The organism is Halosimplex rubrum (assembly GCF_013415885.1).
Lineage (GTDB): Archaea > Halobacteriota > Halobacteria > Halobacteriales > Haloarculaceae > Halosimplex > Halosimplex rubrum.
Window position 1 is genome coordinate 329,228 of the sequence record NZ_CP058910.1, and the last position, 14,933, is coordinate 344,160.

General features: G+C 69.0%; 14 protein-coding genes. 1 reads left to right on the forward strand and 13 read right to left on the reverse strand.

Annotation, left to right across the window (positions count from 1 at the left end):
- Positions 1-50: 50 nt before the first annotated feature.
- A complete protein-coding gene (locus tag HZS55_RS01660; RefSeq protein WP_179910031.1) occupies positions 51-719 on the reverse strand; it encodes an AIM24 family protein in 669 nt (222 codons plus the stop codon).
- 68 nt (positions 720-787) lie between these two features.
- Positions 788-1,594: a MinD/ParA family ATP-binding protein gene (locus HZS55_RS01665; RefSeq protein ID WP_179910032.1), complete on the reverse strand. Its 807-nt coding sequence runs from the start codon at positions 1,592-1,594 to the stop codon at positions 788-790.
- 168 nt (positions 1,595-1,762) lie between these two features.
- On the opposite strand from HZS55_RS01665, the gene prf1 reads away from it, so the two are divergent.
- Positions 1,763-3,007, forward strand: a complete 1,245-nt coding sequence (gene prf1, locus HZS55_RS01670; protein ID WP_179910033.1) for a peptide chain release factor aRF-1 — start codon at positions 1,763-1,765, stop codon at positions 3,005-3,007.
- Between the two features lie 384 nt (positions 3,008-3,391).
- Here prf1 and HZS55_RS01675 read toward each other — a convergent pair whose 3' ends face one another.
- From HZS55_RS01675 to HZS55_RS01725, 11 genes are all read right to left on the reverse strand, one after another.
- On the reverse strand, positions 3,392-3,784 hold the full coding sequence (locus tag HZS55_RS01675; RefSeq protein ID WP_179910034.1) for a DUF6276 family protein: 393 nt from the start codon (positions 3,782-3,784) through the stop codon (positions 3,392-3,394).
- An 82-nt stretch (positions 3,785-3,866) separates the two neighbouring features.
- Complete coding sequence (locus HZS55_RS01680) at positions 3,867-4,559, reverse strand: V-type ATP synthase subunit D (protein WP_179910035.1); 693 nt, start codon at positions 4,557-4,559, stop codon at positions 3,867-3,869.
- A 160-nt stretch (positions 4,560-4,719) separates the two neighbouring features.
- A complete protein-coding gene (locus tag HZS55_RS01685) occupies positions 4,720-5,757 on the reverse strand; it encodes a Brp/Blh family beta-carotene 15,15'-dioxygenase (RefSeq protein WP_179910036.1) in 1,038 nt (345 codons plus the stop codon).
- The gene (locus HZS55_RS01690) at positions 5,748-6,470 is read right to left on the reverse strand and encodes a lycopene cyclase domain-containing protein (RefSeq protein ID WP_179910037.1); all 723 of its coding nucleotides are present in this window, start codon (positions 6,468-6,470) and stop codon (positions 5,748-5,750) included. Before HZS55_RS01690 ends, HZS55_RS01685 begins: the two co-directional genes overlap by 10 nt.
- Positions 6,471-6,658: 188 nt before the next feature.
- Positions 6,659-7,390, reverse strand: coding sequence for a bacteriorhodopsin (locus tag HZS55_RS01695; protein WP_394353547.1), 732 nt, complete (start codon positions 7,388-7,390; stop codon positions 6,659-6,661).
- Between the two features lie 269 nt (positions 7,391-7,659).
- Positions 7,660-9,645 (reverse strand): bacterio-opsin activator domain-containing protein, encoded by a 1,986-nt coding sequence (locus tag HZS55_RS01700; RefSeq protein ID WP_179910039.1) that lies wholly within the window; start codon positions 9,643-9,645, stop codon positions 7,660-7,662.
- A gap of 140 nt (positions 9,646-9,785) precedes the next feature.
- Positions 9,786-11,201 (reverse strand): ATP synthase subunit B, encoded by a 1,416-nt coding sequence (locus HZS55_RS01705; RefSeq protein WP_179910040.1) that lies wholly within the window; start codon positions 11,199-11,201, stop codon positions 9,786-9,788.
- 2 nt (positions 11,202-11,203) lie between these two features.
- Positions 11,204-12,970 carry an ATP synthase subunit A gene (locus HZS55_RS01710; RefSeq protein ID WP_179910041.1) on the reverse strand — a complete coding sequence of 589 codons (1,767 nt, stop codon included), beginning with the start codon at positions 12,968-12,970 and terminating at the stop codon, positions 11,204-11,206.
- 1 nt (position 12,971) lies between these two features.
- Positions 12,972-13,295, reverse strand: a complete 324-nt coding sequence (locus HZS55_RS01715; protein ID WP_179910042.1) for a V-type ATP synthase subunit F — start codon at positions 13,293-13,295, stop codon at positions 12,972-12,974.
- Positions 13,292-14,350 (reverse strand): V-type ATP synthase subunit C, encoded by a 1,059-nt coding sequence (locus HZS55_RS01720; protein WP_179910043.1) that lies wholly within the window; start codon positions 14,348-14,350, stop codon positions 13,292-13,294. The genes HZS55_RS01715 and HZS55_RS01720 overlap by 4 nt, the downstream gene beginning before the upstream one ends.
- A complete protein-coding gene (locus HZS55_RS01725; protein ID WP_179910044.1) occupies positions 14,347-14,928 on the reverse strand; it encodes a V-type ATP synthase subunit E in 582 nt (193 codons plus the stop codon). The genes HZS55_RS01720 and HZS55_RS01725 overlap by 4 nt, the downstream gene beginning before the upstream one ends.
- Positions 14,929-14,933: the final 5 nt, after the last annotated feature.

Consider the following 14,933-nt stretch of genomic DNA (forward strand, 5'->3'; position numbering starts at 1 on the left):
TGTCGCCGGGGCGATCTCGGTCGGCCCCGTTCGTGTCTATCGCCGGGGCGTCACTGCCCGCCCGGGCCTTCCTCGTAGGGCTGGACGACGACGAAGCCGTCCGACCCCTCGAAGTCGAGCTGGTAGGTCTCGCCGGAGGACTGGCCGATCGCGTCGCTGAGGCTGCGGTCGGTCTCGATGCCCGGCGAGAGGTTCGCGCTCCAGGCGACGGTCGCGTCGGGGTCGGTCCGCACCGGCGGCTCCAGCACGAGCGGGTCGCCGTGAGTCGTGACCGCGACCGTGCCCGGTCCGGAGAGGAAGACGTTGGTCAGCCCGGCGGCGGAGGCGCCGCCGATGCTGCCGATCGTGTTGATCTCGTAGTCCACGTCGGCCCCGAAGGCGAGCACGTCCTCGCCGTTGACCGAGATGGACTCGCCGGCGTCGAGGTCGAGGAGCTGGATCCGCTTCTCCCGGTCGGCCACGTAGACGTGGCCCCGGCCTTCGACCTCCATCACGGGCGTCCCCTCGCTGGAGGCGGCCTCCTTGATGAAGCCGGTGAGCCCGCCCTCTGCGGAGGACTTGCCGGTGAACGAGAGGTCGCCCTCGTAGGCGACCATCGCGCCGGCCTTGGTCATCACCGAGCCGTCGACCGCGATGTCGAGCAGCTTGCTGTTCTCCAGTTGGAACGAGTCGCCGCCCTCGTCGGGGGCGTTCTCGCTGACGAAGTCGTCGAGTTGCATGGACCAATCCAGAGCCGCGTGCGCGGCTCTGGACGGGCGTTCGAGCGCCCGCGACTAATAACCTGCCGTCAGCCGAACAGCCCGAAGCGGCCGCCCGAGTCGTCGTCTTCGTCCTCGTCGTCCTCGTCGTCGACGAACCAGTCGCGGTCGACGGCGGTCTCGATCTCGTCGATCTCCGTGCCTTCGAAGAAGATGCCGATCAGGTGCTCGGTCAGCCGCACGTAGGCGTCGGCGGCGGGGCTGGGCGGGGCGTTGAGCACGAGCGGCTCGTCGGCGGTCGCCTCGATGTCGTCGGGGACCACCGCGAGCAGCTTCGAGTCGAAGCGGTCGGCGATGGCCTCCACGTCGGTCTCGGTGGTCGTCCGGTTGAGGACGGTGCCGATGACCTCGCCGTCGACCCGCTCGGCGAGTTCGGCCGTCTTGATCGCGTCGCCGACGGCCACGTCGTCGGGCGTCGTGATGAGGACGACGCCGTCCGCGAGGCCGAGGGGGACGGTCGTCTCGTGGCTGAGGCCGGCGCCGGTGTCGATGAGGACCACGTCGTAGGCGTTGCGCAGCGTCTTGATGACCTTCTTGAGCTTCGCGGGGTCGGCGTCGGCGAACGCCTCCAGGCTCTGCTCGCCGGGGATGATCGTGATCCCGCCCTGCACGTCGGTGAGCGCGTCGCTGACGGCGCGACCGCCGGCGAGGACCTGGTGAATGCTGGTCTCCGGCTCGACGCCGAGCATCGCACCGAGGTTCGCCATTCCCAGATCGGCGTCGACGACGACCACGTCGTAGCCCTCCTCCTCCATGGCCGCCGCGACGTTGACCGCGGTCGTCGTCTTGCCGACTCCACCTTTCCCACCGGCAACTGTACAGACGTAGCCCGCCATTGTGCTAGGTCAAATCACGGGGACCACATAAAGCCGCCGTCCGTTCCGACGCTCGTCGGACGCTCGTCGGTCGGTTACAGGCGGTCGCGAGGCCTTCGAGAGGTGGATCGCGGCCGCCGCCCGGAGAGGTCAACACTTACTTAGCCCCGAGCGCCCGAACCATGGACAATGAGTGAGCAACAGGAACAGTCGGACAAACAGAAATACGAGTTCCGCAAGGTCATCGAGGAGCTCAAGGGCTACAGCGGGTCGGGGACGCAACTGGTCTCGATCTACATCCCGGAGGACCGCCAGGTCAGCAGCGTCGTCGCCCACGTCACCCAGGAGCACAGCGAGGCGGCCAACATCAAGTCCAAGGACACCCGCACGGCCGTCCAGGACGCCCTGACCTCCATCAAGGACCGGCTGCGCTACTACGACACCTACCCGCCGGACAATGGGATGGTCGTCTTCTCGGGGTCGATCGACACCGGCGGCGGCCGCTCGGAGATGATCACCCGCACGCTGGAGAGCCCGCCCCAGCCCATCGAGTCGTTCCGTTACCACTGCGACTCCGATTTCCTCACCGAACCGCTCGAGGAGATGCTCGCCGACAAGGGCCTGTTCGGCCTGATCGTCCTCGACCGACGCGAGGCCAACGTCGGCTGGCTGCGCGGCAAGCGCGTCGAGCCCGTCAAGTCCGCCTCCTCGCTCGTGCCGGGCAAGCAGCGCAAAGGTGGTCAGTCCGCCCAGCGATTCGCCCGACTGCGCCTCGAAGCGATCGACAACTTCTACCAGGAGGTCGCGGGGATGGCCAACGACCTCTTCGTCGACGAACGCCACGAGATGGACGGCATCCTCGTCGGCGGCCCCTCGCCGACCAAAGACGAGTTCCTCGACGGCGACTACCTCCACCACGAACTCGGCGACATGGTCCTCGGGAAGTTCGACGTGGCTTACACCGACGAGTCCGGCCTGCACGACCTCGTCGACGCCGCCCAGGACGTGCTCGACGAGCACGAGATGCTCCAGGACAAGAAGTACATGGAGCAGTTCTTCGACGAACTCCACGACGGCGACCAGGCGACCTACGGCTTCGGTCCCACCCGCGAGAACCTCAACATGGGCGCCGTCGAGACGCTGCTGCTCAGCGAGGACCTCCGTCAGGACGTGGCTATCTACGACTGTCCGGAGGGCCACACCGAGCGGGAACTGCTCGGACAGACCGAGAGCCTCGACGACGACCGGGCCTGTGATCGCTGCGGCGAGGAGATGGACGGCGAGCGCGAGGACGCCATCGACCACCTCATGACGCTCGCCGACCAGCGCGGCACCGAGACCTACTTCGTCTCGACGGACTTCGAGAAGGGCGAACAGCTCCTCTCGGCGTTCGGTGGCATCGCCGGCATCCTGCGGTACTCCACTGGCGTCTAGATCCCGCGTCGCTCACCGGTTCTCCGTCGATTTTCCGACCGACCAGCCGCGGTGCCGTCCGCGGACGGCCGACGGTCGAGCGACTCGCGAGTAACCGGTCGGTATCGAGCGAGAGAGAGAGTGTCGCCGGCGTACCCGGGAGGCGGGGGGGGGAGTGCCTCCGTCGGGCCACCACCGGCGACGCGAAATGGGTGCTGGTGGTTAGGGGGGATTGGGGGGAGACGACGACGGGTCCTACGTGTCGTCGCGGCGGCACCTGGCGTCGATGCCGCGATATCTAGTACGACCCCGTGATGTAAATGCGGTGTACCTAACAGAGTAGGCGTCCGGGGAGAGCGAGCGGAAAGCATGGCCTACCAGGGGTTGGATCGCCGGACAGCACGGTCACAGCAACTGTTCGAGCTGCCGTCGGCGCGCCCGCAGGTCCGCCTCGGCGTCGACGCTCGGGTCGTCGGCGAGGCGGTCGAGCGCGAGTAGCGGGTCGGTACCGGCGCGCTCGACGCTCGCCAGTAGCTCGGAGATCTCCGCGCGGTTGGTCGCCAGCGACGGGATCAGCCCGACCATGAGCACGAACGGGACCGCCGCCTCGTCGTTCGACGGGACGGCGTCGCCGACCGTCGTGAAGTCGGGCACCTCGGCGGGCGGGTCGGCGACCGGTCGAAGGACGAGACAGCGGGTGCAGATCTCGGCGCCGGGGCTCTCGCCGGGCAGGGCGTCGCGGTACTGCTCGGGGACGGCGAAGGCGAGCGTCGGCGCGCCGCAGTCGGGACAGGTCACGTTCGTGCGTGCGCGCGGGCGTGACTAAACGCTGCCGGGGGAGAGAACGGAGACGGCGCTGGAAAACGGGTGGGCGGCGGCCTCAGTCGTCGGCCGGGACGGCCTGCTCTGCTTCGTCTTCCTCCTCCTCGGCTTCTTCGGCGGCCTCCTCGCGTTCCTTCTTGTCTTTGATCTTCTTCATGCGGAAGATTTCCTCGCGCTCCTGCTCCTCGAGCTTCTGCTCGATGTACTCCTCGTTGGCACGCAGTTCGGGCAGCAGCTTGAACTCCAGGGCGTTGACGCGCCGTTTGGTGGTCTCGATCTCGTCGAGCATCTTCTTCATCGCCGTCTCGACCTCGGCGGCGAGGATGATCTGGTCGAGCAGCTCCTCGTAGGCCTCGGCGGCCTCGTCGATGCGGGCGCTAGTGCCGAGGACGCCGTAGCCCCGCTCGTCGAGACTCTTGGAGACCTTCGTCGAGTCGATCTGGGGGATGTAGACGCCCATGACGCTCTTGGACTCGGTGGTCAGCTCGGGGTGTTCCTTGAGCGCGGCGGCCGCGCCCCGCACTGCGACGTCGCCGTCGAGCGCGCGGGCCATGTTGATCGCGTTCTGGGCCTCCTCGTACTTCTCGTCGAGGTCCGCGCGAACGTCCTGGGCCTCGTCGAGGATGTCCATGAACTCCATGATGAGGCCGTCGCGTTTCTGCTCCAGCGTGTCGTGCCCGCGCTCGGAGAGCTCGATGCGCTCCTCGATCCGCATGAGCTCCTTGCGAGTGGGTTTGACGTCCTCGGCCATTTGATCCCCGGTTGTCGGCGTAGGCAGTTAACCGTTTTCAGTCGGAGCGAGGTCGAGCGTAGCGAGACCTCAGGAAGCGAACGGCGCGAAGCGCCGTGAGCCGCGGGGTCGAACGGAACGAGCGCCGCCGAACGAGCGATGGCACTCCGGTCGCGCCTCGCTACCAGTACCCCGCGATCCGGTCGAGCCACGTCACGACGACCACGTGGGGCAGCGTCAGCACGGCGATAGCCACGAGGTAGACGCCGGTCGCACCCGCCAGCGTGGGTTCGGGCGCCGGCGCCGCCCACCACAGTGCCCCACAGCCGACCAGCGCGACGAGCGTCGGGAGTGCGGCCTCTCGGGCGAACCGGCCGAGCGCGGGCGCGAGCCGGCCGCCTTCGAGCGCGGCGACCGCCCGGTCGTCCAGCGTGAGGACGCGCGCGACGTGACGGGGGGCGTGCCAGCAACAGAAGTACAGCCCGACGGCGAACACGGGCGGGACGACGAGGAAGTAGGCCCACAGGAGGAGCGTTTCGCCGGCGTCGACCGCCCACCCGCGTCGGTGGCCGGCCGCCCGATAGCCGACCGCGAGTGTCGCGAGCGTCAGCGCCGCCAGCGCCGCGCCGAGCGCCAGCCGCGCGTCGGTCGTAAACGGCCAGGCGGGCACCGACCCGCCGAAGGGGGCGACGAAGGAGGTCAGGACCGCGCGGTAGCGGTCCGGGAAGGCGAGCAGCGGGACGCCCATCGGCAGCGCGCCGCGGACGGCCAGCGTCAGCGCGCGCCGCCACCGCGCGTCGAGGTGGTCGGCGTCCAGCAGTTCCCGGAGCGGGTGGATCTCGCCCTGGCCCCAGTGGAACCACGTCAGCGCGAGGAAGGCGACCGCGGCGGCCAGCGGTACCGTGAACCACGCGACGGCGTAGGCGCCGCCGCCGAGCAGGTAGACGACGCCGACGACCGCGAGCCACCGGGGGGCGAGTCGCCCGGTCGCCGCCCGGGGGAGCGCCGCCCAGTCGACGGCGCCGTGGGGCAGGCCGAAGGCGACGACGCTGACGACCAGCGGGGCGTAGCGCCACGTCGGCGGGACCGACAGGCCGCCGGCGAACGCGAGCGTCGCGGCGGCGACGGGGATCCACGGTATCCAGACCGCGAGCGCGCGCAGGGGCGCGCGGGCGGCCGGCGGGACGCGGTCGTCGGCCCGGTCGCGGGCTAGCGCCATCGGTGGACCACCCAGCGGAACAGGACGACTCCCTGGACGACGAAGCAGTTCGTCACGACGAAAAACAGCATCTCCTCGACCGGGAGGCCGGCGACCGCCAGTCCCGTGGTGTAGGTGTCGGCGATGGTCCACACGCCCGCCTGGATGGCCAGGCGGTCGACCGCCCAGAGGTACGCCGACGGGACCATCACGGCGACGGCGACGCGGGCGCGGGCGCCCCAGAGATACCGCCAGCCGACCGCCCACTGCAGCGCCAGCACCGGACCCGCCCACGCGAGGATCGCGCCGAGATACGTCGTCGCCGGCGCGGTCAGCGCGAGGAGTCCGACGGCGCCGACGGCGAGGCCCGCCGCGGCCCCGAGGAGGCGCTCGCGCCGCGTGTGGGTGACGCCTTCGAGGATCGGGCCGGCGACGTGCAGCGTCCACAGCGTCGTGAGCGCGGGCTGGAGGACGAAGAAGGCGATCTCCTCGTAGGGGACACCCCACAGGCGACCCGCGACCGTCCCCGAGCCGTAGGACCACACGCCCATCGAGATGAGCAGGCGGTCCCACGGCATCGTGTAGGCGACCGCGAGCACCGTCACGACCGCCAGTCCCGCCGCGCCGACCCGCCAGTTGACACTGTCGCGACGGTGGTGAGCCGTCGCCGTCAGCGCCGCTAGGACGGGCAACACGTACAGCGCGTGGAACTGGACGTAAGTCAACGAGCTCATCGAGTCGATCTCCGGAAACCGCGACCGTAGTCGGTTCGGGCCGATTCTCGGCCGTGATACTGTTCGGCTGCGACGACGGCCCGCGGGGGCGGGCCGGCTCGGCTACCACCAGGTCGACGTCGAGCGGCGTCGTGTCGGCTGCGGCTCGGTGCGCGGCGACCGCGTTCGGTCGCCGTAGCGGCTCGTCGTCAGTCGTCGGCGGTCGCGGCCGCGCCGGTGCCGCTCGCGGCGGACACGTCGTCGAGGACCTGCCGGCTCGACAGCAGCAGGAACCCGAAGCCGACCTTCGCGACCAGGTCGAGTACCATGAACCCGGCTGTCTCGACGAACAGGACGCTCCCGCTGACTTCGGGGAGCAGCCCCAGCCCCTCGGTACCGGCCAGCCACCACACCGGGTAGACCAGCCAGACCGCGACGATCAGGTTGCGTAACTGTGCGAACTTCGCACCGACGTCGCTACCCAGCTCCTGGGCCTGCTCGGTGAGCGTCCCGAACAGGAAATACAGCAACACCAGCAGGAAGCCGGTGCTGATACCCCACCAGACCAGCCGGCGGGCGCCGTCGTCGAGGCCGGCCGCCACGAAGTTCCCGCCGGCCAGCGTCGCGATCGCGCCGGTACCGATCATCAGCGCGTCGAGGCTGACCAGCGTCGTCAGCTGGTTGCGGTTGGCCCGCGCCAACAGTCCCAGGTCGATCAGCAACAGCGGCGTCGTGAACAACCAATCGGTGTACCGCGCCCAGTAGATGCTGAGCTCCTCGCCGGCGACGGTGACCGTCGTCAGCCCGAAGCCGGTGGCCATCGCGAGGTAGTTCACCCCCGCGATCGCCGTGATCAGTATCGTCACGATGTAGAATTCCTGGCGCTTCTGGTCCTCCTCGCCCCAACCGCGGGCGATGAAGTACAGCATACCCAGGAACATCCCTATCGTCCCGATCCACAGCCAAATTTGTTCGCTCCCTGGTGATGGCATGACTACAGTAGACACTGGGGATTTTTGCCCCAAAAGAAAGATACCCAACTAGTTGGAGAGCCGTGACAACTGCGCGTGAGAGTCACAAACACTCTCTAGAAGAGGGCTCAATCGTCGTCACTCGCCCGATCGCTAAATCCGGGTCGATTCCGATGCCGACGGCGGGACGCATTCGGCTGCGTCTCCGGTATAAAAACAGCCGTGTGTGCGAGCGATGGCTACCCGTACAGTTCTTCGAAGACCTTCCGCTGGGCGGCCCGGAGGTGCTGGTGGAACGTCGAGCGGCCGATGTCCATGGCGGCGGCGAGATCTTCCCCGTTGGTCTCGCGGGGCCACTCGAAGAAGCCGCCGACGATGGCGGTCTGGAGCGCGGTCGACTGGCGGTCGGTGAGCCGGTCGTCGATGCGAGCGCGCACGTCCTGGCGGCTCTCGGCCGGGCGCTCGTGCTCGCGGTAGGCCGACAGGTCCGCGCCGTCGATCCGGTCCTCGACGACCTCGACGACCGTCCGCGGCTGGGCCTCCGGGGGGATCTCGACGGTCAGGTCGCCGGTGCCGCCCGCCGCCGACATCGCGGCGACCCGTCCGCCCCGGTCGACCAGGAGGTCGACCAGCGGCGACTCCCCCACGGTGAACTCGACGACCGAGCGCCCGTCGCTCGTCGTCACCGGCGTACACGCGGTCACGTCCTCGCGGGCGCTCGCGGCCTCGACGACCGCCTCCGGCTCGGCGTCCGTCTCGAAGAAGAACGTCGTCGCCCCGGCCTCGCGCGTGACGGTGCCGGTGTGGACGAACTCGGCGTCGAGGGCGGCCGAGAGCCCGACGAAAAAGGGGTCCTCGCCGGTCAGCGAGAACGCCAGCTCCGTCACGTCGTCCGAGCCGAGCAGCCGCTGGGAGGTCAGGGCGTGCAGCGCCATCGCGGTCGACTGTGCGACCGCCGCGAGCACGCGCTGTTCGGGCTCGGGCAGGTCGGCGCCGGTCCGGAGGCCGACGACGAGGACGCCGTAGCTCACGTCGCCGTACTGCAGCGGCAGGGCGGCCAGCCCGCCCGCCCCGCCGTCGACCAGCCCGTCGTAGACCGACGGGACCGCGTCGGCGACGACGAACTGCGCGTCGCCGGTCCGGGCCGCCCTCGCCGCCGGGTCCTCGCCGTCCGTCGGGAGGTCGATATCCGGCGGGTCCGCGACGCCCGCCCACGTCCCCGGACGGATGGTGTCGGTCGCGGGCTCGGCCTCGCCGACCCACGCCAGCGCGTACTCCTCGGTCTCGACCAGCCGGTCGGCCACCGCCCGCTCGACCGCCGAGCGGCTCCCCGCGCTCAGCAGTTCGCTCGTCACGTCCGTCACCAGCCCGTCCAGCCGGTCGAGCAGCGCCTCGACTTTCTCGCGCTCGGCCCTGGCCCGCTCGGCCTGGCGCTGGGCCTCCCGCTCGGCCTCGACGCGCTCGGTTACGTCCTCCTGGAACCCCACGTAGTGGGTCACCTCGCCGGTCGAATCGCGGACCGGCGCGATGTGGACGCGGTTCCAGAAGCGCTCGCCGTCGTCGGTGTAGTTGACCAGTTCGGCGGTGACGGGCTCGCCCGCGTCGATCGCCGTCGCCATCGCGGCGATCTCCGACTCCGCCGAGTCGTCGCCCTGCATGAAGTTGCAGTTGCGACCCAGCACGTCGGCCGTCTCGTAGCCGGTCAGCTCCTCGAAGGCCTCGTTGATGTAGATCAGCGGCGTGTCCCGCCGTTTCCCGTCGGCGATCGTGATCCCCACCGGCGCCTCGTCCATCGCCCGGTCTTTCAGCTCCTCGGTGACTTCGGCAAAGCGGCGGTCGCCCGCCTCGATCGCCGCGTCGAGGGCGTCGACCAGCGCGCCCAGTTGCTTCTCCGGCGGGTCGCGGGGCACGTAGTCGGTCACTCCGGCGGCGATGGCGTCGCTGGCCAGGTGTTCGTCGCCGACCGCGGTGAAGACGAGAAATGGTAGGTCCTCGGTCCGGTCGCGAACGTCGGCCAGCAGGTCCAGCCCCGACCCGTCGGGCAGCCGCCGCTCGCTGACGACGGCGGCCGGGGGGTCGGTGGCGACCGCGTCCAGCGCCGCCGCCGCGTCCCTGGCGCGCTCGGGCGTGTAGCCCGCGTCGCGGAGCGCGTCGACGACCGGCGCCGCGCGCTCGTCGTCGGGGTCGACGTAGAGGACCCGCGGCCCCGCAGTGGAGCGAGTCATGTCCCGGAGTACCGGTCGGGCCGCCAAGAGCGTTGTCCTCGCGCGGAACCGTGGCCCGCCCCCGACCGCAACCCGGTCCCCTCGAGTGCGGTCTCGCCACTGGGCGAGCGGCGACCCGAAAAAGTGCGTCGGCGAGCGCGTCAGTCGGCGGCGACTTCGGCCTCGACGTCCTCGCGGTAGTACTCGTCGATGTTCTCCTCGTCGATGCGGTTGAGCTCCTCTTTCGGGAGCATCGAGAGCAGATCCCAGCCGATGTCCAGCGTGTCGTCGATGTCGCGGTCGGTGCCGTACCCCTGCTCGATGAACTCCTCCTCGAACTCCTCGGCGAAGTCGAGGTACTTGTTGTCGCGCTCCGAGAGCGCCTCGCGACCGACGATGTTCACGAGGTCGCGCAGGTCCTCACCCTCCGCGTAGGCGGCGTACAGCTGGTCGGAGACGCCACCGTGGTCGCCGCGAGTGAGTCCCTCGCCGATCCCGTCGTCCATCAGGCGCGACAGCGACGGCAGCGGGTCGATCGGCGGCTGGATGCCCTGGCTGTTGAGGTCGCGGTCGACGAGAATCTGCCCCTCCGTGATGTACCCCGTCAGGTCCGGGATCGGGTGGGTGATGTCGTCCGAGGGCATCGTCAGGATCGGGATCTGCGTGATGGAGCCCTCCTGACCCTTGATTCGGCCGGCCCGCTCGTAGAGCTGGGCGAGGTCGGTGTACATGTACCCCGGGTAGCCACGACGGCCCGGGACCTCCTCGCGCGCGGCGCCGATCTCGCGCAGCGCCTCACAGTAGTTGGTCATGTCCGTCAGGATGACCAGGACGTGATAGCCCTTGTCGAAGGCGAGGTACTCGGCGGTGGTCAGGGCCAGTCGCGGCGTGACCGTCCGCTCGACGGCGGGGTCGTCCGCGAGGTTCATGAAGACGACCGAGCGTTCGAGCGCGCCCGTGCGCTCGAAGTCGTCCATGAACTCGTTGGCCTCCTCGGCGGTGATACCCATCGCGCCGAAGATCACCGCGAACTCGGTGTCCTCGTCGTCGCCGCCGTCGCCCTCTTCCTCCGGGACGGAGGCCTGACGGGCGATCTGCAGGGCCAGGTCGTTGTGCGGCAGGCCCGACCCCGAGAAGATCGGGAGCTTCTGGCCGCGGACGAGCGTGTTCATGCCGTCGATGGCCGACACGCCCGTCTGGATGAAGTCCTCGGGGTACTCCCGGGAGTAGGGGTTGATCGCTTCGCCGACGATGTCGCGTCGCTCGTCGGGGACGATGTCCGGGCCGCCGTCGATCGGGTTCCCGGAGCCGTCCAGCACCCGTCCGAGCAGGTCCTCGGTGACGGGCATCTTCATCGTCTCGCCGAGGAACCGGACCGACGAGTCCGTGTCGATGCCTTCGGTGCCTTCGAACACCTGGATGGCGACGTGGTCCGACGAGGAGTCGAGCACCTGACCGCGGCGGGTCTCGCCGTCGCCGGTCTCGATCTCGACGATCTCGTCGTAGCCGATCGGCTCGTCGGTCTCGACGTGGACCAGCGGGCCGCTGATTTCCGTGATTGTCTGGTATTCTTTCATCGTTAGTACAGGGAGCGCAGTTGTTCCGCGATGTCGTCTTCGAGGTCGTCGACGAACTCGTCGACCTCGTCGTCGGGCGTCGTGCCGATGCGGTTCAGGCGCGGCGCGGCGTCGATGCCCGTGATCTCGTCGATCGGGACGCCCGCGTCGAGGGCGTCGATCGCCTCGTCGTTGAACGTCCGGATCGCGCCGAGGATCCGGTAGGTCTTCTCCGGCGGGCAGTAGCGGTCGACGTCGTGCAGCGCGTTCTGCTGGAGCCACGCCTCCTTGATGAAGCGGGCGACTTCCAGCGTCAGCTGCTGGTCTTCGGGCAGGGCGTCCTTGCCGACGAGCTGGACGACCTCCTGCAGTTCGCCGTCCTCGTCGAGGATGTCGATCGCCCACTGGCGCTGCTCGGGCCAGTCGTCGGCGACGTTGTCCTCGAACCACGGGTCCAGCTGGTCCCGGTACAGCGAGTACGAATCGTTCCAGTCGATCGCCGGGAAGTGACGTTTCTCCGCCAGGTCAGAGTCCAGCGCCCAGAACGTCTTGACGATGCGCAGCGTGTTCTGGGTGACCGGCTCGGAGAAGTCACCGCCGGGCGGCGAGACGGCCCCGATCGCCGAGATGGAGCCCTCGGTGCCGTTGATGTTGTCGAAGTAGCCGGCCCGCTCGTAGAACTGCGACAGGCGGGCGGCCAGGTACGCGGGGTAGCCCTCCTCGCCGGGCATCTCCTCGAGGCGCGAGGAGATCTCGCGCATGGCCTCGGCCCACCGCGAGGTGGAGTCGGCCATCAGCGCCACGTCGTAGCCCATGTCGCGGTAGTGCTCCGCGATGGTGATCCCCGTGTACACGCAGGACTCTCGGGCGGCGACGGGCATGTTCGAGGTGTTGGCGATGAGGCAGGTCCGGGCCATCAGCGCGTTGCCGGTCTGGGGGTCCGGAAGCTCCGGGAAGTCGTCGATGACCTCCGTCATCTCGTTGCCCCGCTCGCCACAGCCGATGTAGACGACGATGTCGGCGTCGGCGAATTTCGCCAGGGACTGCTGGGTGACGGTCTTGCCGGAGCCGAACGGCCCCGGGATCGCGGCCGTCCCGCCCTTCGCGAGCGGGAACAGGCCGTCGAGGATGCGCTGGCCCGACGTGAGCGGCTCCGTCGGCGTCTGCTTGTCCTCGGTCGGTCGGGCCGAGCGGACCGGCCACTCCTGGCGCATCTGGACTTCCTCGCCGTTGTCGAGTTCGGCGACCGTCTCCTCGACGGTGAAGTTGCCCGACTCGATGGCGACGACTTCGCCGCCCTCGTAGTCGGGCGGCACCATCACCTTGTGGTCGATACTGGGCGTCTCGGGGACGACGCCGACGATGTCGCCGGCCTCGACCTCGTCGCCCTCGGAGACTTCGGGGGTGAACTCCCAGGTCTTCTCGAGGTCGATACCGGGGGCGTCGACGCCCCGGTCGAGGAACGCCGACCCCATCTTGTCTTCGAGGACGTCGAGCGGGCGCTGGACGCCGTCGTAGATGGAGTCCAGCATGCCCGGCCCGAGGTCGACCGACAGCGGCGAGCCCGTCCCTTCGACGGGTTCGCCCGGGGCGACCGCGGAGGTCTCCTCGTAGACCTGGATCGTCGTAATCGCTCCCTCGATCTCGATGACCTCGCCCATCAGTCCCTCTTCGCCGACGTAGACGACGTCGTTCATCTTCGCGTCGAGGTTCTTGGCCGTGACGACCGGCCCCGACACGCTCTCGATGACGCCGTCCTCGCGAACGGTCGTGTCTGTTGCTTGGCTCATGTTAGTCTTCCTCCATCAGGTCGATGCCGATGGCGCGTTTGATCTGCTCGCGCAGTCCGCTGGACCCGGCCTCGCCACCGAGGGTGACCAGCACCGGCTCCACGCTCGTTTCGACGTCCGAACGGACGCCCCGGGAGAGGTGGTCCAGATCCTCGTCGTGCATCACGAGGATGCCCACGTCGTCGTCGTCCAGCATCTCCCGGACCGCGTCGTCGAGCTGTTCGTCCTTGTCGTCGTCGGGCACGTCCGCGAACTCCCGCACCCCGGCGAGTCGGAAACCGGTCGTGAAGTCCGGGCTGCCGACGACGGCGATCTCCTGGCTCATTGTACCACCAGTTCGTCCCGGATCTGCTCCGGCGAGAGACCCGCCTCTCGGCCGCGCGCGACCGCGCGGATGTTGTTGATCTCCCGCTCCTTGGCGAGTACGTACGACAGCACCGGACAGACGGATAGGGGATAGCGGTTGGAAAGCGTGTCGGCGTACGCCAGCAGCGCCGCGTCGAGCGCGTGCTCGAACTCGATGAGGCTGTCGGCCTCGTCGAGCACGCGCAGCGCCTCGTCGAGGTCGTCGCCGTAGGTGCTGTCGCGGATCCGCTCGACCAGCGCCGCCTCGTCGTCGACCAGCTGGCGCAGCTCCTCGGCGTCGAACAGCCGGCCGCCCTCGATGAAGTACTCCGCCGGGTCCATATCCGTCTCGGTGCGGGCGAGCCGGAGGACGTTCCGGACGTTCCGGAAGTCGATCTCCGCTCGCAGGAACTGCACGTACAGCTGGGTCGGACGGTTCGGGTTGGTCGGCAGCCCCTCGATGAGCGTCTCGTAGAACCGCCGGTCGACCGCGTTCTCCAGCGGCACCAACAGTCCGGTGTCCTCGTAGTCTTCCATGGCCGCCTCGAGGGACTCGCCGAAGATGGTGCCCTCCAGCGCGGCGACGATGTCGTCGACGGACTCGGCCTCGACCAGCCGTCGTAGCAGGTCCTCGGAGAACTCGCCCGCGCGGATGAGGTCGTCCTCTACGTCGGCCGCCTCGGCGCCCGAGTAGACGCCGCGCAGGACCGTCTTGACGTTCCACGCGTCGAACTTCCGGAGGTACCGGACGACGTAGTCGTACAGTCGCCCCTCCGACCACCGCAGCAGGTCCTCGAAGTGCTTGGCGAGGTTCTGGTTCAGCGCGTACTCGATGAGGTCGACCCCGTCGTGACGGGCGCCGAGCCGGTTCATCTCGGTCTCGTACTCCGACTCCTCCATGAAGCGGGCGATCTCGCCCGGCCCCATGCGGATCAGCTTCCGGTAGTCGTCGCTGTCGAACAGCGACGCCCGACGGGACCGCACTCGGGCGTTGACGTACTCGTAGTTGCTGGTCTCGTAGTCGGGCGCGCTCATTGGTCTTCGAACAGGCGGGTGCTGATCTCCCGGAGTTCGTCCTCCCAGACGTCCTCCAGCACCGAGTCGAACGTGTTGTTCACCCGGACCCGCGAGGTGTCGCTCTCGACGACGACGCCGCCGAGACACTCGCGCTCGCCGGCGAACTCGTAGCCGTACTCCTCGGCGAGGTCGGCCAGCAGCTCCTCGTCGTCGGCGCGACCGTACACGCGCACGTCGTCGCCGTCGTCGAACTCCTCGCTGGCGGCGTCGAGCAGGGTCCGCGTCAGCTCCTCGCGGCGCTCGCCGTCGAGGTCGGCCAGCTCGGCTTCGACGGCCGCGCGGACCTCCTGGAGCACGTCGCGGCGGGCGCCGAGACGCTCCTGTTTGGCCTCGAGGTTCGCGCTCGACAGCATCTGCTCGCGCTCCTGTTCGATCGTGGCCTCGACCTCCTGGGCGCGCTCCTCGCGGATGGCCTCGGCGTCGGTTTCGGCCTCCGAGATGAGTTCGTCTTCCTGTGCCTCGGCGTCGGCCCGAATCTCCTCCGCACGTGCGCGGGCCTCGTCTCGAATGTCCTCTACGACTGTATCGAGGCTCATGTGTG